Origin of the sequence: Janthinobacterium sp. 61 (assembly GCF_002846335.1) — a bacterium.
GTDB lineage: Bacteria > Pseudomonadota > Gammaproteobacteria > Burkholderiales > Burkholderiaceae_D > Janthinobacterium.
In genome coordinates, this window is the sequence record NZ_PJMQ01000001.1 from 2,728,474 (window position 1) to 2,747,219 (window position 18,746).

The window sequence follows — 18,746 nt, forward strand, 5'->3', positions numbered from 1 at the left end:
GGCGACTCAGGCAAACACGGGGCGGAAAAAACTGCGCTCGTAGCTGACGATGCAGCGCGTCTCCTCCGCGTAGCGGAAAGCGGCCTGGCACTCGGCGTCCTGCATCGAGTCGCTGCGGTACTGCTCGTACAGGGCCAGGCTGGGGAATGAAAACATGGCCAGGGCCACGTTGCTGGTGCCTTCGGACGGTAAAAAGTAACCGTGGTGCTGGCCGCCGAAGCGTTCGACCAGCGGTATCCACAGCTTGCCGTAGGCTTCGAATTCCGTCAGTTTGTACGGGTCGATGATGTAGCGCAAATAACAGGTGATCATGCGGTTTCCTTGTAAACGTTCACATCCATCAGCATGCCCGCTTCCCAGGAGCCGATGGCGGCCAGTGGCGAGCCAGGCAAAAAGTCCAGCGCGCAGGGATACGTAAAAGCGTCTTGTGCCAGCACGCCGAGCCCCGGCCAGCCGTAAAACAGCAGCTTGCCCTTGCCGATACGGCCCAGCGCGCTGCCGTCGGGCAGCCAGCGCAAGCCGTTACCCGTGCCGCCCCCCGCCTCCACGGGCACCTTGCCCAGGCAACTGCCGTCGGCCAGCGCGTACATGGAAAGGAATTCCGTGCCGCCCGCGTGGTGCAGCACGGCCAGATATTCCCCATCTGGCGACGGCGCGCACGACATCAGGCCTGGCAGCGACAACACTACCCTCCCGCCGCCCGTCCGCAGGGGCCAGTCCCACACACTGCAGTAGTCGGGCGGCTGCAGCAGCCCCTCGTCCACCGACTTGACGCCGTGCTGTACCAGTAAACGCCGCCCGCCATCGATGGCGTCGATCGTGTGCATGGCGCGCAGCATCTCGCCAGCATGCACCTGCGTGAAGAGCACCTCGCCCGTTTGCGCGTCGCGCAGCCGCAGGCTGCCATCCCAGCCGCCATCGGCCAGATATCGCCCGCACGGCGACCATGCGGGGCCGCAGCCTTCGCCATCCTTCTTGTTTCGGAAGTTCAGCAGCAGCTGGCCCGCCTGCGCATCCACCACGGCCATCTGGCCCGTCGTGCTCTTGATGGCCAGTTGACTGCCGTCGGGCGAAAACGCCATGCCCGACATGTGCGCGATGAACTTGCCGCGCCACAGTTTCTGCCGTGCCGCCACATCCCACAAGACCAGGTCGCGCCCCAGCACAGCCAGGCGCGTGCCATCGGGCGAAAAGCGCACGCCGTAGCTGCAACCGAGCTTCAGGGGCTTCGGCCTTGCCGTCATGGGCGCGCCAGACGGTACACGACGCTATCGATGTCGTAGTGGCGTTCCATGCCCGCGTATTGCATGCCCAAACGCGTCATGACCTTGATCGAGGCGGCATTGTCCGGGTGCGCCACGGCCACCACTTCAGGCGCACCGACGACGTCGAAGGCATGCGCGACGATGGCGGCGGCCGCCTCGCTGGCATAGCCCTGCCCCCAGCCGGTGCGGGCCAGACGCCAGCCGATTTCATGCGGCCTGGTTTTGTCGCCATCGAGATGCTGCAGGCACGCCATCCCCACCATCTCGCCATCGTCGAGACGGATCAAGGCCCACCACGAATAGCCCCATTCGGCCCAGCGACCTACCAGACGCGTGACGGCAGCGCGCGTGTCCTCTTCCGTTTCGGGCTGGCCCGCGTTCAGATAAGTCATCACCTCGGGATCGGTGTTGAGAGTGCGCATGCGCTCGTAGTGGTTTTCGGTGATCGGTTCCAGGCGCAGCCGCGCCGTCGTCAGTATGGTCATCGCATTTCCTTGGACGAAAAAAAAGACGATACACGATCGTCTTTTTTTTGCAAGCGCGCACGCAATTACTTGCCTGCTTCGCCCTTCTTGATCCATGCCGCCAACTGGTGCGGGCGCAGGCCGTCATAGTCTTCGAACGGCTGATGGATCCACGGGTTGTGCGGCAATTCGTCGAGGAAGTAGTCTGGACGCACGACGGAGCAGCCTTTCAGCCAGATCACGGCCGATTTGACTTCGGTCACGTCAGGGAAGTTTTCCTTCAGGTGACGCGTGACCTTGTCCAGGGTGACGCCGGAATCGGCCAGGTCGTCGACCAGCAGGATGCGGCCAGCCAGCGGACCCTTGGTCATGGTCATGTACTTGGCGATATCGAGGTCGCCGCGCACGGTGCCCGCGTCTTCGCGGTAGGAGCTGGTCGACAGGATGGCCAGCGGCAAATCAAAAATGCGCGAGAACACGTCGCCAGGACGCACGCCGCCGCGCGCCAGGCACAATACCTGGTCAAACTTCCAGCCTGATTCGTAGACCTTGAGCGCCAGGCGCTCGATCAGGCGGTGGTACTCTTCCCAGTTGACCCAGAGATGTTGATCGTTCGATTGTGGGGTAGTCATGATAGTGAAATCTTATTATTAGCGTGATTAAAAAAATCCGCCTTGCGGCGGATTGTGTCCAGCAGCTTACTCGAATGGGTGGCGCAGCACGATCGTTTCTTCACGATCCGGACCGGTCGAAACCATGTCCACCGGTACGCCGACCAGTTCTTCGATGCGCTTGATGTAAGCGCGCGCCGTCGCCGGCAAGGCAGCCAGCGATTTCGCGCCGACCGTGCTTTCCGTCCAGCCTGGCATCTCTTCGTACACCGGTACGCAACGTGCGGCTTCTTCAGCGCCCGATGGGAAGATGTCCGTGGCCACGCCGTCGATGGTGTAGCCAGTGCACAGTTTCAGCGTTTCGATACCGTCCAGCACGTCCAGCTTGGTCAGGCACATGCCCGTCACACCGTTGATCTGCACGGAACGGCGCAGCAAGGCGGCGTCGAACCAGCCGCAGCGGCGGGCGCGGCCCGTCACGGTGCCGAATTCATGGCCCACTTGCGCCAGGTGATGGCCGACGCCTGCATCCGTTGGCAATTCCGAAGGGAAAGGACCGGAACCGACGCGCGTCGTGTAAGCCTTGGTGATGCCCATGATGTAGTGCAGCATGCCTGGGCCTACGCCCGAACCGGCAGCGGCATTGCCGGCCACGCAGTTCGACGAGGTGACGAACGGATAGGTGCCGTGGTCGACGTCAAGCAGGGAACCCTGCGCGCCTTCGAACAGCAGGTTTGCGCCGGCCTTGTGCGCCTTGTACAGCGCGCTCGACACGTCGGTGACCATGGGACGCAGACGCGGCACATAGGCCAGCGCGTCGTCGAGGGTCTTCTGATAGTCGACTTTCGGTGCTTTCAGGTAGTTTTCCAGCACGAAGTTGTGGTAATCGAGGTTCTCGGCCAGCTTTTCGGCAAAGCGCTTCTCGTTCAGCAGGTCGGCGATACGGATCGCGCGGCGCGCCACTTTGTCTTCATAGGCCGGGCCGATGCCCTTGCCGGTGGTACCGATCTTCGCATCGCCACGCTTGGCTTCACGCGCCAGGTCGATCGCGGTGTGGTACGGCAGGATCACGGGCGCAGCGTCCGACACTTTCAGGCGCGAGGCGACTTCGACGCCCACAGCTTCGAGTTTGTCGATTTCGCGCAGCACGTCCGGCACGGAAACGACCACGCCGTTACCAATGTAGCAGGCTACGCCTGGACGCATGATGCCCGAAGGGATCAGTTGCAGCGCGGTTTTCACGCCGCCGATGACCAGCGTGTGGCCTGCATTGTGGCCGCCCTGGAAGCGCACCACACCCTGGGCGTGATCGGTCAACCAATCGACGATCTTGCCTTTACCTTCATCGCCCCATTGGGTGCCGATGACAACGACGTTCTTTGCCATAATTTTCTTTGACATCACTCAACCTAAGTTTTTAAGAATCCAGCTACTACCATTATCGGCAAGTACCAGCACGCGATCGCACTCGAACTCGTCTTGTTCATTACTGTGACCCGGCATACTCTGGATCACGACCTCGCCCGCCTTGCGCAACTCGGCGATTTTTTCCTTCAATTCTGGCGCGCTGCCCCACGGCGCGCGGATCGAATGCTTCCGTTCCGCGGTCGGTAACAGGCGCGCCAGTTCGCGCAAATCGAGCGAGAAGCCGGTCGCGGGACGAGCCCGGCCGAACGCTTCGCCGACGTGGTCATAACGGCCGCCGCGCGCAACCGCGTTCGGCAAGCCAGGTACATACAGCGCAAACATCGCGCCGCTTTCATATTGGTAGCCGCGCAGGTCGGCCAGGTCGATCGCCACTTCGGCGCGGCCCATGGCGGATCCTGCCAGCGCGGCCAGCTCGGCCAGCGCCTTCAGCACGCCCGGCAACGGCGGCAGCACTTGGCGCGCACGCGCCAGCACGTCGATGTCGCCGTACAGGTTCGGCAAGGCCAGCAAAGCATCGCGCGTGACGGGATCGTAAGCGGCAGTCAGCGCACGCAGGCCCGGCGCATCTTTCGCGCGCAGCAAGGTGTACAGCGCAGCCTCGTCGCGCACGGCAGCAGCGTCTTGCGCAATGATAGCGCGCAACAGGCCGACGTGGGACAAATCCAGGCGGACAGAGTCGAAACCGGCCAGTGCCAGCGAAGCGAGCGCCAGTTCCTGGATCTCGGCATCGGCTTCCAGGCCGGCGTGGCCATAGATTTCGGCGCCGATCTGCAGCGGTTCGCGGGTGGCATGCAGACCCGACGGACGGGTATGCAGCACGCTGCCGGCATAGCACAGGCGGGTCACGGTGGCACGGTTCAGCAGGTGCGCGTCGATGCGCGCCACTTGCGTCGTCATGTCGGCCCGCAGGCCGAGCATGCGGCCCGACAGCTGGTCGACCAGTTTGAACGTGCGCAGGTCGGTATCCTTGCCAGCGCCAGTCATCAGCGATTCCAGATACTCGAGCAGCGGCGGCATGACCAGTTCATATCCGTACAGACGGAAATTATCCAGCATGAGGCGGCGCAACTCTTCGATCTTGCGCGCTTCCGACGGCAGAACATCGGCAATATTTTCGGGCAAAAGCCAATTCGGCATGAGGGAGCGAGATACGGAAGAAAGTTGAAAAAATGCATCATGCGAGGCAGCGGCGAGCGCGCCAGGCAAGAGGCCGAACCTGATATTTTACGCGAAAACACGGGCCTTTAGGGACAAGTTCTCCGAATAGCTGCCACACAGCCCTAAAAACACCGCATTTTACGCCTTCCCGCAACAACTAGACGGGCACAAAAAAACGGGGCCGGCGTCGATGCCGGCCCCGCTGCTGCTGCCACCCGTCCTTGCGGCCAGGTGCAGTCTGGATGCTGCCTTACTTCTTGGACGGAGCGGCCGTGCCGTTACCCTTGAAGTACTTGAAGAATTCCGAACTCGGATCGACTACCATCACGTCGCCCTTGTCCTTGAACGTGGCGCGGTAGGCTTCCAGGCTACGGTAAAACTTGTAGAACTCCGGATTCTTGCCAAACGCTTCCGCGTAGATTTGCGACGCCTTGGCATCGCCCTCGCCGCGGATCTTCTCGGCTTCGCGATACGCTTCGGCCAGGATCACGGTGCGCTGCTTGTCGGCGTCGGCGCGGATTTTCTCGGAGTCGGCCGAACCGGTCGAACGCAGCTCATTGGCCACGCGCACGCGCTCGGACTTCATGCGTTCGTACACGGAGTTGTTGATCTGCTCGACGTAATCGACACGTTTCAGGCGCACGTCGACGATTTCCACGCCGATGGCCTTGGCTTCCGCCGAGACCTTCGCCAGGATCGCTTCCATCACCTTGCCGCGCTGGCCCGAGATCACCTCGCGCACGGTGCGCTTGGTGATTTCATCGTTCAGCGCCGCCTTGACGATTTGCGACATGCGGTTGCGGGCCGGTTTTTCATCACCACCGAAGCTGCGGAAATACAGCCGCGGGTCGGCGATGCGCCACTTCACGTAGGCGTCGACGAGGATGTTCTTCTTCTCGGCCGTGATGAAGCGTTCCGGCTCCGGCGTATCGAGCGTCAGGATGCGCTTGTCCAGGTACAGCACGTTCTGGAACGGCGGCGGCAGCTTGAAATACAGGCCCGGCGTGCTGATGACTTCCTTGACTTCACCGAGGGCGAAGACGACCGCATACTTACGCTGGTCGACCACGAACACGGTCGAGGACAAGAGCATGATCGCGATAAAGCCCGCGATCAGGGCGGCTACGATACGGTTCATTAGCGGCTCTCCCGTTCACGCGAAGAGCGGCTGTCGCGGCGCGTATTGACTTCTACTGTCTGCATGGCTTCCTGTGGCAAAACGGTATTGGCTGCGGGTGTCGCGGCAGCACGGGCGGCGGCAGCGGCAGCATCGGTGGCAGCCGTCTGGGCGATCAGCTTGTCGAGCGGCAGATACAGCAGATTGCTGCCCGTCTTCGCGTCAACCATGACCTTGCTGGCACTGCTGAACACTTGCTGCATCGTTTCCAGGTACATGCGGTCGCGCGTGACAACGGGCGCCTTCTGGTACTCAACCAGCACCTGTTTGAAACGCGAGGCATTACCAGCGGCGTTTTCAGTCACCATCGAACTGTACGCTGCGGCTTCCTCCATCAGGCGGAAAGCGGCGCCGCGGGCTTTTGGAATGACGTCATTGGCGTAAGCCTGGCCTTCATTCTTCTGGCGTTCGCGATCCTGTCCAGCCTTGACGGCATCGTCGAAAGCGGCTTGCACCTGCTCCGGCGGCTGCACGGCCTGCATCGTCACGTTGGTGATGACAGCGCCAACCTTGTAGCGGTCCAGAATTTGCTGCATCAGCTGCTGCGTATCGTACGCGACCTTTTCGCGGCCTTCGTACAGCACGAAGTCCATCTTGCTGCGGCCGACCACTTCGCGGATCGCCGTTTCGGCGACCTGGCGCAGGGTGTCTTCCTGGTCGCGCGTGTTAAACAGCCACGCCACGGGATCTTTCAGCGTGTATTGCACCGCGAACTGGATGTCGATGATGTTTTCATCGTCCGTCAGCATCAGCGACTCGCTGGCCTGCTTGTTGCGCAGCGACTGGCGGTAACCCACTTCCACCGTGCGCACCTGCGACACGTTGACCGTTTCGTCGGTCTGGAACGGGTACGGCCAGCGCCAGTTAAAACCGGCCGGCGTAGTGTGGCTATACTTGCCGAACGTGAGCACGACGCCGTTCTGGCCCTCTTGCACGATGAAGGCGCCACTGGCGAGCCAGATGAAGACGGCGATCACGCCGACCACGCCGGCGGTGATGCCAGCGCCCTTCATGTCGGGACGCGGGCCGCTGCCACCACCGTTGTTATTGCCGCCGTTGTCGGGACGGTTCTTCTGTCCGAAAAAGGCATTCAGGCGCTGATTGAAATCGCGCCACAACTGATCGAGGTCCGGCGGACCTTCGCCGGGCTTTTTGCCTTCTTGGGCTTTCTTGCCGTCGTCCTTGCGATTGCCCCAGCGGGGATCGTTCAGGGACAACTTCAAGCCTGTTTTTTTGAGTAGGGAGACAAGCATAACTATCGTGTTCCGACTTGGGAGTGGGTGGAAATCCTATCGTCCTCGCCAGGCTCTTCGTCCTGGTCCGGGGCGGCGCCATCGTGCTGGTCGTGCTGGTCGTACTGACCGTCCAACTGATCTTCCTGCTGTGCTTCGTCGTTCTGATACAGGTGGGCCGAGCGAGGCGCCTTCCTGGCCATCTCGACGATCGCATCGCGCAGCAGGTCGAGCCCGCTGCCCTTCTGCGCACTGACAAACACGCGACTGATCGTAGCATATTCGTCGCGCTCCACCGAGGGCTCCAGCCCGGCCGCATCGATCTTGTTCCACACGAGGATTTGCGGAATATGATCGGCGCCGATCTCTTTCAAGACCAGATTGACCTGTTCGATCTGCTCCATGCGTACCGGCGACGCAGCGTCGACGACATGCAGCAGCAAATCGGCATGGATGGTTTCTTCGAGCGTGGCGCGGAAAGCGGCCACCAACTGATGCGGCAATTCGCGCACGAAGCCGACCGTGTCGGAGATCACCACGTTGCCCACTTCCTGGCCCAGGTAAACCCGGCGCGAGGTGGTGTCCAGGGTGGCGAACAACTGGTCGGCGACATACACGCCAGCCTTGGTCACGGCATTGAACAGGGTCGACTTGCCGGCATTGGTATAGCCGACCAGGGACACCGAGAATGTGTGATTGCGGCCGCGCGCACGGCGCTGCGTTTCGCGCTGCTTGTGCAGTTTTTCCAGGCGCGCGCGCAGGGCCTTGACACGGTCGCCGATCAGCCGGCGGTCCGTTTCAAGCTGCGTCTCGCCGGGACCGCGCAAGCCGATACCGCCCTTTTGCCGCTCAAGGTGGGTCCAGCCGCGGATCAGGCGCGTGGCCAGATGCTGCAGCTGGGCCAGCTCGACTTGCAGCTTGCCCTCGTGGCTCTTGGCGCGCTGCGCGAAGATGTCGAGGATCAGGCTGGTACGGTCGAGCACCCGCACGTTCAGGCGCTTTTCCAGATTGCGCTGCTGAGCAGGTGACAGGGCGTGATTGAAGATGACGATTTCCAGGCCATCGTTGACGACGACGTCGCCAATTTCATCGGCCTTGCCGCTGCCGACGAAATACGCGGAATCGGGACTGGAACGCTTGGCCGTGATGGTGGAAATCGGGTCAGCGCCAGCCGAGCGCGACAACAGCATGAGTTCCTCCATGCTGGCGGCGAAGTCGCTGTGACCGAAGTCAACCCCGACTAGTACGGCGCGCATGATGGCATCAGACAAGTTGCGGCGGACGCCGACGCCGATGCAAACGCATCAGCGCCGCTGGCGCGGACGGGGGCGATGGAGGGTGAAAGGCGCTGGGCCTTCAAGCTCAACGCTTTACTCCGCTTCAGATTCAATATTGAGATTGACGGCACGGGCCGGCACCACTGTCGAGATGGCATGCTTGTACACCATCTGTGTCACTGTATTGCGCAGCAATACGACATATTGATCGAACGATTCGATATGGCCCTGCAATTTAATGCCATTGACCAAGTAGATCGAGACAGGAACATGCTCTTTGCGTAATGCATTGAGGAATGGGTCTTGTAACAGTTGCCCTTTGTTGCTCATAACAGCTCCGTTTGTTTATGTTGTTGTGTAAGAATTGGAGGCGACTCGCTTGATTTCAAGTGCTCTCACACCTTTCAAAGAGAGAAAGATGCGTCATAGCTACTGTAACCTGTTTTCACGATCGCTGTCGCGCATGGCGCATTAACACTTTATTATTTTCGTGCAAATGCCGTTGAATTGGCAGTCGGCGCCGCATTATCTCTGCGGCGCCTTAATATGCACTTAATTCAGCCGAAATCGTTACTTGCTCGGCGTGCGTGCAAACGGATTTTTACCCGTGCGCAGTTCAATGCGCAGCGGCGTGCCGACCAGGGCAAATGTATCGCGGAAATGTTTTTCCAGATAACGCTTGTATGGATCGCCAACGGCGTCGAGCGCATTGCCGTGTATCACGATCACAGGCGGGTTCATGCCGCCCTGGTGGGCATAGCGCAGCTTCGGACGAATCGAGCCTTTGCGACGTGGTTCCTGTTTCTCCACAGCCTCGATCAAGGCGCGCGTCAGCTTCGGCGTCGACAGGTCGCACATGGCGGCTGCATACGCGGCGTTGAGCGACTTCATCAATGGACCGATGTTGGTGCCCTTCAGCGCCGAAATGAAATGCATTTGCGCGAACGACAGGAAATCGAGCTTGCGGTCGATATCGATCTTGATTTCATCACGTTCGTGCGATTGCAAGCCATCCCACTTGTTCACGGCCACCACCAGCGCACGGCCCGATTCCAGAATGAAGCCGGCGATATGCGCGTCTTGTTCGGAAATATCCTGCTGCGCGTCAAGCATCAGCACCACCACGTTGGCCTCGGAAATCGACTGCAGGGTTTTCACCACCGAGAATTTCTCGATCGCTTCAAACACCTTGCCGCGGCGGCGGATACCGGCCGTGTCGATCAGCGTGTATTGCTGGCCATCGCGCTCGAACGGAATCTCGATCGAGTCGCGCGTCGTACCCGGCATGTCGAATGCGATCACGCGCTCTTCGCCCAGCAGGGTGTTGATGAGCGTCGACTTGCCCACGTTCGGACGGCCCACCAGGGCAATCTTGATGCCGCGGTCCGTCTTTTCCAGCTCTTCAGGCTCATCAGGACGCTGCGCAAAAGCGAGGTCCAGCATCACTTCGACGAGGTCGTTGACGCCGTCGCCGTGCGCCGACGAGATCGCATACGGATCGCCCATGCCCAATTCATAGAATTCGGACACGACGGCCGTATAGCGCATGCCTTCGCTTTTATTGACTACCAACAAGACCGGGCGTCCGCTCTTGCGCAGGAAGTCAACGATGGTCTTGTCATGCGGGGTCAGGCCTTGGCGGCCGTCCACGATGAAGACCACCACGTCGGCCTCGGCCACGGCCTGCTTGGTCTGCAGTGCCATCTGGTGCATGATGCCTTCCTTGGCGACGGGTTCGAAACCACCCGTATCGATGACCAGGAAGGGACGTTCGCCGACACGGCCTTCGCCATAGTGACGATCGCGCGTCAACCCAGGCAAATCCGCCACCAGCGCATCGCGCGAGCGGGTCAGACGATTGAATAAAGTCGATTTCCCAACATTGGGTCGACCTACTAGTGCAATTACCGGCTTCATTGTATTACTCGACCGCGAGAGCGGTCACTGTCCCTGATTGGGTTTGAAAAATCAAATTCGAACCGGCAACAACGGGAGCCGAAACAATCGGGCTACCGTCGGTACTGACACGACCTATTAATGCGCCATCTTCCCGTGACAGGAAGTGGATATAACCTTGATAGTCACCGACGGCGACGCTGCGGCCAAAGGAGGCCGGCGTCGACAGGCGGCGACGCGCCAGCGCCTCATTCTTCCAGGCGCTCTGACCGGCTTCGCGGCCGAACGCCACCACCGAGCCCTGGGCGTCAGCGGCAAACACGAAACGCTGGTCGACGGCCACGCCCACATCGGACGAGATCGGCTTGGTCCAGCGGGGCACGCCCGTGGCAGCATCGAAGCAGCCCACCTTGCCCTGGTACGTGACGGCGCACACTTCGCCCTCGAACACCACCGGCGTGCCGGCGATGTCGGAGACGCGCTCCAGTTCGGTGGCGCCACGCGGTTCGCTGACGACGATCTCCCAGCGTACCACACCGGTGGCGGCCGTCAGTGCCAGCAGCTTGCCGCCCGGCTGGGCCACGTAGACATTCGCGCCACCCATCACCATGCCCGGCGCATTGCGCAGGGTCAGTGCCGGCGTGGCGCGCTGCACCGTCCACTTGCGCTCGCCCGTCTTGGCATCGAAGCCGACGATGCGGTTGTCCACGCTGCGCACTACGACCACGCCCTGTCCGACTACAGGCGGGGTCAGCACTTCGCTGGACGCCTGTGCCTTCCACAGTTGCTTGCCATCAGTATCAAAGGCCAGCACGGCGCCCTTGGCAGCGCCCACGGCCACCAGCGCGCCATCGCTACCGGCGCTGGAAGTGATGTCGCTGCCGGCCTTGATGCGCCACGTTTCACGGCCGCTGGCCGCATCCAGGCGCGCCAGCGCGCCATCGGCATTGACCACGTACAGGCTGTTGCCGGCCAGCGCAGGCGTAAAGGCGTACACGCCGGCCTTGCCGATCGAATACTTCCAGGCGTCGCGTACGGCAATGCTCGATTTTAACTCGACCAGCTTGGCCGGTTCGACTTTCGGATCTTTCGAGGCAAACGGGTTCCAGGACGAGCAACCGGCCATCAGGGCCAACAGACTTGCAGCTACCAGCTTTTCAGTGACACGCATAAGTGTTATCCAACCTTTTTCTTGTACTTGTAAGGGCAAGGCAGGCGGCGCAAAACGCCGCATGGCCGAACCATCAGTGTTCCTGTCAGGCGGCGGCCTTCTCAGCCTTGGCCTTGTCTTCCGGTACCGTGCCGCCAATCGCCTCCAGTTTGACCTGGATCAATTGACGACCTGGATTATTCTTGTCCGTCGCGGCCAGCGCGGCCTGGTAGGCCGTGCGGGCATCGGCCAGCTTGTTTTGCGCCACGAGGATATCGCCCTTGCGGTCGGCCACGGCGCCGGCAAATTGCGCTACGCTGGCCGTTGCCAGCACTTTCAACGCTTCTTCGTAGGCTTTCTCGTCCAGCAGGACACCCGCCAGGCGCAGCTTGGCCATGGCCTTGTACTCTTCCGTGCCATGCTCGGCTACCCATTGCAGCTGGGTCTTGGCCGTCTTCAGGTCATTCGCGTCAAACGCCACTTTGGCTGCGGCCAGCGCGCTCATCTGCGCATACGCCGTGCCGCTGAAACGCGATTGCATGTCGCCGGCCGCGCGCATCACCTTGGCGGTGTCCTTGGCGGCGATGGCGTTTTGCAGTTCGTCGTACAGCTGGCCCGCTTGCGCAGCTTGCGTGCGCTGGTAGTACTGCCAGCCAGCCCAGCCGCTATAGCCTGCCAGCGCCACGATCAGGACCCAGGAGGTCAGATTGCCATTGCGCTGCCACCAGGCCTTGAGGGTTGCCAGTTGTTCTTGTTCTTCGTGATCGTATGCCATGGGTCGTCAGTTTTAATGAGTAGTTGATCGAGGGTAGTACGGTCTTGCTTCAAATCAATGGTGGTGATGCACGTGACCGCCAGGACCGTGGTCGTGGCCGCAATCATGGTCACCGATGATCTGGTCCACCACGTAATCGACGACATCGTCGAACGGTACCGTGTTTTGCTGCGCGCCCGCATCGGCTTCGCGCATGGCTTTCACCGTAGCGACATTGTTGGCGATTTCATCATCGCCCATGATCACGGCAAACGCCGCACCGCTGGCATCGGCCTTTTTCATTTGCGTCTTGAAGCTGCCGCCGCCGTTGCTCGCTGCGCAATGTAGCACAACGTCGAGGCCCGCATCGCGAATCCGTTCGGCCAGCACGAAGGCTTGCAAGCCTGCCTGCTCGCCCTGATGCACCAGGTAGACGTCGCACTGGGCCGGCGCTTCCGGTTCGGCCGCATCCTTCATCAGCAGCACCAGACGTTCGACGCCCATGCCGAAACCGACGGCTGGCGTCGATTTGCCACCGAACATTTCCACCATGCCGTCATAGCGGCCACCGGCGCACACCGTGCCTTGCGCACCCAGCTTGTCGCTGACCCACTCGAACACCGTGCGGTTGTAGTAATCGAGGCCACGCACCAGGCGTGGATTGATGGTGAACGGGATATTGTTGTGATTCAAGATCTTCTGCACGCCGTGGAAGTGGGCCAGCGATTCCTCGCCCAGGTAGTCCAGCAGCTTCGGTGCACCATTCACCAAGTCCTGCATGGCAGGGTTCTTGGTATCGAGGATGCGCAGCGGATTGCTATGCAGCCGGCGCTTGGCTTCTTCGTCCAGCAGCTCGCTATGGCTTTCCAGATAGGTGATCAGGTCGGCGCGGTGGCGCAGGCGCTCGGCCGCGTCGCCGATCGAGTTCAGTTCCAGGCGGATGCCTTCCAGGCCCAGGTCATCCCACAGGCGGCGCGACAGCATGATGATCTCGGCGTCGATATCCGGGCCCGTGAAACCGATGGCTTCCACGCCAAACTGGTGGAACTGGCGGTAGCGGCCTTTTTGCGGGCGCTCGTGGCGGAACATCTGACCCTTGTACCACAGGCGTTTCGGACCTTCGTAGACGAGGTTGTGCTCGACCACGGCGCGCACCACGCCAGCCGTGCCTTCCGGACGCAGGGTCAGGTTGTCGCCGTTCATCGAATCGGTGAACGAGTACATTTCCTTTTCCACGATATCGGTCACGGCGCCGATGGCACGCGCGAACAATTTCGTTTCTTCCACGATCGGCGTACGGATTTGCTGGAAACCATAGCTTTGCAGCACGGATTGCGCCGTATTTTCAAACAATTCCCACAGCGGGGCGTCGGCAGGCAGCACGTCATTCATGCCTTTCACGCCGGTGATCTTATCTGCTTTTTTATTTTCGGACATAGTGTTCTCTTTAACTTGATTGTCGGATTACGCGCGTAGCGCTAATCCGACCTACGCTGCTGCGCCATAATGGCTTTTAACATAACTGAGGACGATGTCCTGGAATTCCTCGACGATGCGTTCGCCGCGCAAGGTAACGACTTTTTCGCCATCGACAAACACGGGCGCGGCCGGCGACTCGCCCGTACCGGGCAGGCTGATGCCGATATTCGCATGCTTCGATTCGCCGGGGCCGTTGACGATGCAGCCCATGACCGCCACGTTCATCGCTTCCACGCCCGGATACGATTTTTTCCATTCCGGCATCTGCTCGCGCAGATACGTCTGGATGTTGTCGGCCAATTCCTGGAAGGTGGTCGACGTCGTGCGGCCGCAACCTGGGCAGGCGATCACCATGGGTGCGAACTTGCGCAAGCCCATGGTTTGCAAAATTTCCTGGCCGACGATGACTTCACGCGTGCGGTCGCCGCCAGGTTCTGGCGTGAGCGAGATGCGGATGGTGTCGCCGATGCCCTCTTGCAGCAGCACGGACAGGGCCGCCGTCGAAGCGACGATGCCCTTGCTGCCCATGCCCGCTTCCGTCAGGCCCAGGTGCAGCGGATAGTCGCAGCGCTGGGCCAGCTCGCGGTACACGGCGATCAAATCTTGCACACCAGAAACCTTGCACGACAGGATGATCTTGTCGCGCCCCAGGCCCAGCTCTTCGGCCCGCACGGCGTTCTCAATCGCCGACGTCACCAGCGCTTCATACATGACGGCTTGCGCCGGCCACGGTTCGGCGCGGCCTGCATTTTCATCCATGATGCGCGCCAGCAAGGCTTGATCCAGGCTGCCCCAGTTCACGCCGATGCGCACCGGCTTGTCGTACTTGCAAGCCGCTTCGATCATTTGCGCGAATTGCGTATCGCGCTTGGCGCCCTTGCCCACGTTGCCCGGATTAATACGGTACTTCGACAGCGCGCGCGCGCAATCGGGGTAGTCGTTGAGCAAGGTATGGCCGTTGTAATGGAAGTCACCCACCAGCGGCACGTCGATGTCCATCTTGTCGAGCTGCTCGCGGATATACGGTACGGCCGCAGCTGCTTCCGGACGGTCCACGGTCAGGCGCACCAGTTCCGAACCGGCACGCGCCAGTTCCTTGATCTGGATCGCCGTGCCGATGGCGTCAGCCGTATCGGTGTTCGTCATCGACTGCACCACCACGGGGGCGTCGCCGCCTACCCAGATCTGGCGCTGGCCGTGCACGATCAGCACCTTGCGGCTGTCGCGCCGGCCGGAAGGACCGGAGCCGATCGCTGTTTTCGAGGTAGCCATAATATTATCTTCTGAGTTTGCTTGAACGATTACTGCGCTTATTTGATGCTGACACGGGAAATCGTGCCACCCGCAACGGTCGGCAGGTCCAGCTTGGCACCGCGCAAAGTTGCCTGCACGACACCTGGCTTGCCCACCACCAGGGTGGCCGGGCCCGTGATATCAAACGTTTCCGTGCTGCCAGCCTTGACCATGCGCGAAATCAGCGGCGTGCTGCCAGGGCGGCGAATCTCGACCCACGAATCCTGCTCCACCTTCAACACCAGCGCATTCGCGCCCACGGCAGCGGGGGCCTCGGCCGGCGCAACGGCAGCCGTCGTCGCTGGCGGCGTCGCAGGCACAGCGGCAGGCGCTGAAGCGACGCTGGTGGCAGGCGCGCCCGTCTGCGTATCGTTGCCTGGCGGCGGCGGCACGGAAATCAGCGGCACGGACGGCGTCTGCACGGGCGTCAAGTCCTGGCCCGGCTTGATCAGGGTTGTTTCCACGGGGCCCACGTCCGCATGTGCCACTTCTTTCTCGGCGTGCGAGGACAGCAGGCTGGCTGGCACATAGCCGAGCTTGTAGGCGCCAAAGGCTGCCGCCACGACGACAGCTACGGCGCCGGCGATCCAGAGGGGAGTCTGGTTCGACGAGCGCTGCGTCATCGACGGGAAGCGCGATTCGGAAAACGTGGCGGAAATTTCACGCCGCACGGGCGCGGCCGGGTCTTGCGCCGGCGCCGGATGGACTTCGATCATGGCCACCAGCGGCGCCGCGTCGAGGCGCACCACCTTGGCATAGGCGCGCACGAAACCGCGCACCACGGCCACGTTCGGCAAGGCCGCCATGTCGCCCTCTTCCAGCGCGATCACCTGGCGTGGCGCCAGCTTGAGCTGGTCGGCCACCTGTTCCACAGGCCAGCCCAGCGCTTCGCGCTGCGCCTTCAACTGTGCGCCTGCCAACGCAAGATTGCCCTGGGGCTGCTGCTGAGGCGTTTCTGCCCACTCTGAATTCATTGGTATCCCTGTCTCACTCATCAAACGCCCCATTTTGATAAGCAGCATATTCGGGGGAGCCGGAATGGTGGTTGCGCAAATGCGCCCCCAGGCCAGCTTCCGCACCCGCATCCCCGAGCTTATGCTGCACCTTGATCCCGAGCCACAGCACATCGGCCGTCTGGCTCTCCATTGTCGCTACTTTACCGAGCCGCTCAAGGTAATGAGCCGCTTGCCGGTAGTCTTGCTGTTGGTAATACACGCGCACCAAGCCGGCATAGGTCATTGCCGCAGCAGGTGCGATGCGCTCCGCCTTGAGCCAGTAGTCAGCGGCGCGCGGGTAATCTTTCATCATCAGGCTGCACGCCGCTGCATTCTGCAGCGCAAGTTCAGGCGTGCCATAGGCCACATCTTGCAGTGCGGCATCGAAATATGCCAACGACTGCGCCGCGCGCCCGGTCTGGCACAGAAACTGGCCATAATTATTGCTCAACTCGGGATTGTGGGGCGCGAGGCGCAATGCGTAAAGAAAATCTTTTTCAGCAGCCACAGGTTGGCGCAGGGCGGCAAAAATCAGGGCGCGCATGCCGCGCACCTGGGCGTTGTCCGGCACCAGCCGCACCGCCTGCTCTGCCTCGGCCAAAGCCACCACAAACTGGTCTTGCATATAATAGGCGCTGGCCAACTGCAAGCGCAAGGCGGCGCGCTGCTCGACAGATGCGGCTTGCTCCTTGTTTGCGGTGGAAGCACAGCCGGCCAGCAGCACGCCCAGGCTGACAACAGCCACGGCAAGTGCGCCAGGATAAGCCATGCTTCCCCGCATCAGGAGCGGATCTCCACGATCTTGCCGAAATTGGCGCCAAATTTCTGTTGATACTCGGTCATCTTTTCCATGCGTTCCTGCACCCGCGTGCGGTCCTTGACTTCGCCCGCCAGCTGACCGCAAGCCGCATCGATATCGTCGCCGCGCGTCTTGCGCACGGTGGTGATGATGCCGCCATCCATCAGCACCTGGGCAAACGCCTTGATGCGCGGGTTTTTCGAGCGGAACAGGCCCGACTCGGGGAAGGGATTGAAGGGAATCAGGTTGAACTTGCAGTTCACGCCGAACTCGCGGTCTTGCACCAGCGCCAGCAGTTCGCGCGCGTGCTCGTCGCTGTCGTTGACGCCGTCGAGCATACAGTATTCAAACGTGATGAAATCGCGCGGGGCGAATTCCAGGTAACGTTTGCAGGCCGCCATCAATTCCTTCAGCGGGTATTTCTTGTTCAGTGGAATCAAACCGTCGCGCAAGGCGTCGTTCGAGGCGTGCAGCGAGACGGCCAGGGCCACCGGCACTTCCTGCGACAGCTTGTCCATCATCGGCACCACGCCCGAGGTCGACAGGGTCACGCGGCGGCGCGACAGGCCATAGGCATTGTCGTCGAGCATCAATTTCAGGGCCGTGACGGTCGGCTCAAAGTTCAGCAGGGGCTCGCCCATGCCCATCATCACCACGTTGGTGATCTGGCGCTCACCTTTCGGGCCCGGCTCGATGCCCTTGGTGCGGCGCAATTCGAATTCCGCCATCCACAGCTGGCCGATGATTTCACCAACGCTGAGGTTGCGGTTGAAGCCTTGCTTGCCCGTCGAGCAGAAACGGCAGTTCACGGCGCAGCCGGCCTGGGTCGAGATGCACAAGGTGCCGCGGTTTTCTTCCGGAATGAACACGGTTTCCACGGCATTGCCATTGCCCACGTCAACCAGCCACTTGCGCGTGCCATCCGTCGATGTGTGGTCGCTGATGATGGCCGGGGCGCGCACTTCGGCGCGCGTGGCCAGCTTGTCGCGCAGCGACTTGGCCAGGTCCGTCATGGCGTCGAAGTCGGAGGCGCCGAACTGATGTATCCAACGTTGCAATTGTTTCGCACGAAACGGTTTCTCTCCCAACTCGGCGCAGTAGGCGATGAGTTGCGCGGGATCGAGGTCCAGCAAGTTGGTGAGGGTCGTCGTATTCATGATCATGTCTATTCTAAAAATCCGTCCCCGCGCGCATCAGAAGCGAAAACTCCACAGCGCAGCGGGAACAGGGGGTGATAAGTTATTTCACAGATAACGCCAGGAAATAACGTTATCTAAGGCAATTAAGCCTTCAGTTCTGGGAAGAAGTAAGCGATTTCCACTTTAGCAGCTTCGACAGCGTCGGAACCGTGTACGGCGTTAGCGTCGATCGAATCGGCGAAATCGGCGCGGATCGTGCCTTTTTCTGCTTTCTTCGGATCGGTCGCGCCCATCAGGTCACGGTGGGCCAGAACGGCGTTTTCGCCTTCCAGGGCTTGGATCATGACTGGACCCGAAACCATGAAGTCGACCAGATCCTTGAAGAAGCCGCGCTCTTTGTGCGCTGCGTAGAAGCCTTCAGCTTGTTCGCGCGACAGTTGGGTCATGCGTGCTGCAACGATTTTCAGGCCAGCGTTTTCAAAACGGGTGTAAATTTGACCGATTACGTTTTTTGCAACTGCGTCTGGTTTGATGATCGACAGGGTGCGTTCGATTGCCATGTGTGAAAACTCCAATAAAAAGTAAGGTTTAAAACGGTAAATTGATAACTCAATCAACCTTTGATTTTA

19 protein-coding genes are annotated in these 18,746 nt (G+C 60.9%); all 19 read right to left on the reverse strand.

Going from position 1 to position 18,746, the window contains the following annotated elements; translation table 11 throughout:
• Window positions 1-6 precede the first annotated feature (6 nt).
• Complete coding sequence (locus CLU92_RS12565) at window positions 7-312, reverse strand: NIPSNAP family protein (RefSeq protein ID WP_101482160.1); 306 nt, start codon at window positions 310-312, stop codon at window positions 7-9.
• The gene (locus tag CLU92_RS12570; RefSeq protein ID WP_101482161.1) at window positions 309-1,244 is read right to left on the reverse strand and encodes a WD40 repeat domain-containing protein; all 936 of its coding nucleotides are present in this window, start codon (window positions 1,242-1,244) and stop codon (window positions 309-311) included. The genes CLU92_RS12565 and CLU92_RS12570 overlap by 4 nt, the downstream gene beginning before the upstream one ends.
• Window positions 1,241-1,750 carry a GNAT family N-acetyltransferase gene (locus CLU92_RS12575; RefSeq protein WP_101482162.1) on the reverse strand — a complete coding sequence of 170 codons (510 nt, stop codon included), beginning with the start codon at window positions 1,748-1,750 and terminating at the stop codon, window positions 1,241-1,243. The genes CLU92_RS12570 and CLU92_RS12575 overlap by 4 nt, the downstream gene beginning before the upstream one ends.
• A 65-nt stretch (window positions 1,751-1,815) precedes the next feature.
• A complete protein-coding gene (locus CLU92_RS12580; RefSeq protein ID WP_034752020.1) occupies window positions 1,816-2,361 on the reverse strand; it encodes a phosphoribosyltransferase in 546 nt (181 codons plus the stop codon).
• Between the two features lie 66 nt (window positions 2,362-2,427).
• On the reverse strand, window positions 2,428-3,741 hold the full coding sequence (locus CLU92_RS12585) for an adenylosuccinate synthase (RefSeq protein ID WP_034752021.1): 1,314 nt from the start codon (window positions 3,739-3,741) through the stop codon (window positions 2,428-2,430).
• A gap of 3 nt (window positions 3,742-3,744) precedes the next feature.
• Window positions 3,745-4,905, reverse strand: a complete 1,161-nt coding sequence (locus tag CLU92_RS12590; RefSeq protein ID WP_101482163.1) for an ATP phosphoribosyltransferase regulatory subunit — start codon at window positions 4,903-4,905, stop codon at window positions 3,745-3,747.
• Window positions 4,906-5,176: 271 nt separating this feature from the next.
• Complete coding sequence (hflC, locus tag CLU92_RS12595) at window positions 5,177-6,064, reverse strand: protease modulator HflC (protein ID WP_101482164.1); 888 nt, start codon at window positions 6,062-6,064, stop codon at window positions 5,177-5,179.
• The gene (hflK, locus tag CLU92_RS12600) at window positions 6,064-7,356 is read right to left on the reverse strand and encodes an FtsH protease activity modulator HflK (RefSeq protein ID WP_101482165.1); all 1,293 of its coding nucleotides are present in this window, start codon (window positions 7,354-7,356) and stop codon (window positions 6,064-6,066) included. Before hflK ends, hflC begins: the two co-directional genes overlap by 1 nt.
• Window positions 7,357-7,358: 2 nt before the next feature.
• Window positions 7,359-8,591: a GTPase HflX gene (gene hflX, locus CLU92_RS12605; RefSeq protein WP_101484652.1), complete on the reverse strand. Its 1,233-nt coding sequence runs from the start codon at window positions 8,589-8,591 to the stop codon at window positions 7,359-7,361.
• 114 nt (window positions 8,592-8,705) lie between these two features.
• Window positions 8,706-8,942, reverse strand: a complete 237-nt coding sequence (gene hfq, locus CLU92_RS12610) for an RNA chaperone Hfq (protein WP_008450615.1) — start codon at window positions 8,940-8,942, stop codon at window positions 8,706-8,708.
• 240 nt (window positions 8,943-9,182) lie between these two features.
• Entirely contained in the window at window positions 9,183-10,529 is a 1,347-nt protein-coding gene (der, locus tag CLU92_RS12615; RefSeq protein WP_034752028.1) for a ribosome biogenesis GTPase Der, read from the reverse strand.
• A gap of 4 nt (window positions 10,530-10,533) precedes the next feature.
• Window positions 10,534-11,679 carry an outer membrane protein assembly factor BamB gene (gene bamB / locus CLU92_RS12620; protein ID WP_101482166.1) on the reverse strand — a complete coding sequence of 382 codons (1,146 nt, stop codon included), beginning with the start codon at window positions 11,677-11,679 and terminating at the stop codon, window positions 10,534-10,536.
• An 85-nt stretch (window positions 11,680-11,764) separates the two neighbouring features.
• Entirely contained in the window at window positions 11,765-12,433 is a 669-nt protein-coding gene (locus CLU92_RS12625; protein WP_101482167.1) for a tetratricopeptide repeat protein, read from the reverse strand.
• A gap of 54 nt (window positions 12,434-12,487) precedes the next feature.
• A complete protein-coding gene (hisS, locus tag CLU92_RS12630; RefSeq protein ID WP_101482168.1) occupies window positions 12,488-13,849 on the reverse strand; it encodes a histidine--tRNA ligase in 1,362 nt (453 codons plus the stop codon).
• 51 nt (window positions 13,850-13,900) lie between these two features.
• Entirely contained in the window at window positions 13,901-15,163 is a 1,263-nt protein-coding gene (gene ispG, locus CLU92_RS12635) for a flavodoxin-dependent (E)-4-hydroxy-3-methylbut-2-enyl-diphosphate synthase (protein WP_101482169.1), read from the reverse strand.
• A gap of 38 nt (window positions 15,164-15,201) precedes the next feature.
• Entirely contained in the window at window positions 15,202-16,158 is a 957-nt protein-coding gene (locus tag CLU92_RS12640) for a helix-turn-helix domain-containing protein (RefSeq protein WP_101482170.1), read from the reverse strand.
• Window positions 16,159-16,171: 13 nt separating this feature from the next.
• Window positions 16,172-16,948: a type IV pilus biogenesis/stability protein PilW gene (gene pilW / locus CLU92_RS12645; protein ID WP_243857986.1), complete on the reverse strand. Its 777-nt coding sequence runs from the start codon at window positions 16,946-16,948 to the stop codon at window positions 16,172-16,174.
• An 11-nt stretch (window positions 16,949-16,959) separates the two neighbouring features.
• A complete protein-coding gene (gene rlmN / locus CLU92_RS12650; RefSeq protein ID WP_034752035.1) occupies window positions 16,960-18,135 on the reverse strand; it encodes a 23S rRNA (adenine(2503)-C(2))-methyltransferase RlmN in 1,176 nt (391 codons plus the stop codon).
• 125 nt (window positions 18,136-18,260) lie between these two features.
• Entirely contained in the window at window positions 18,261-18,677 is a 417-nt protein-coding gene (gene ndk / locus CLU92_RS12655; RefSeq protein ID WP_070223377.1) for a nucleoside-diphosphate kinase, read from the reverse strand.
• Between the last annotated feature and the right edge of the window lie 69 nt (window positions 18,678-18,746).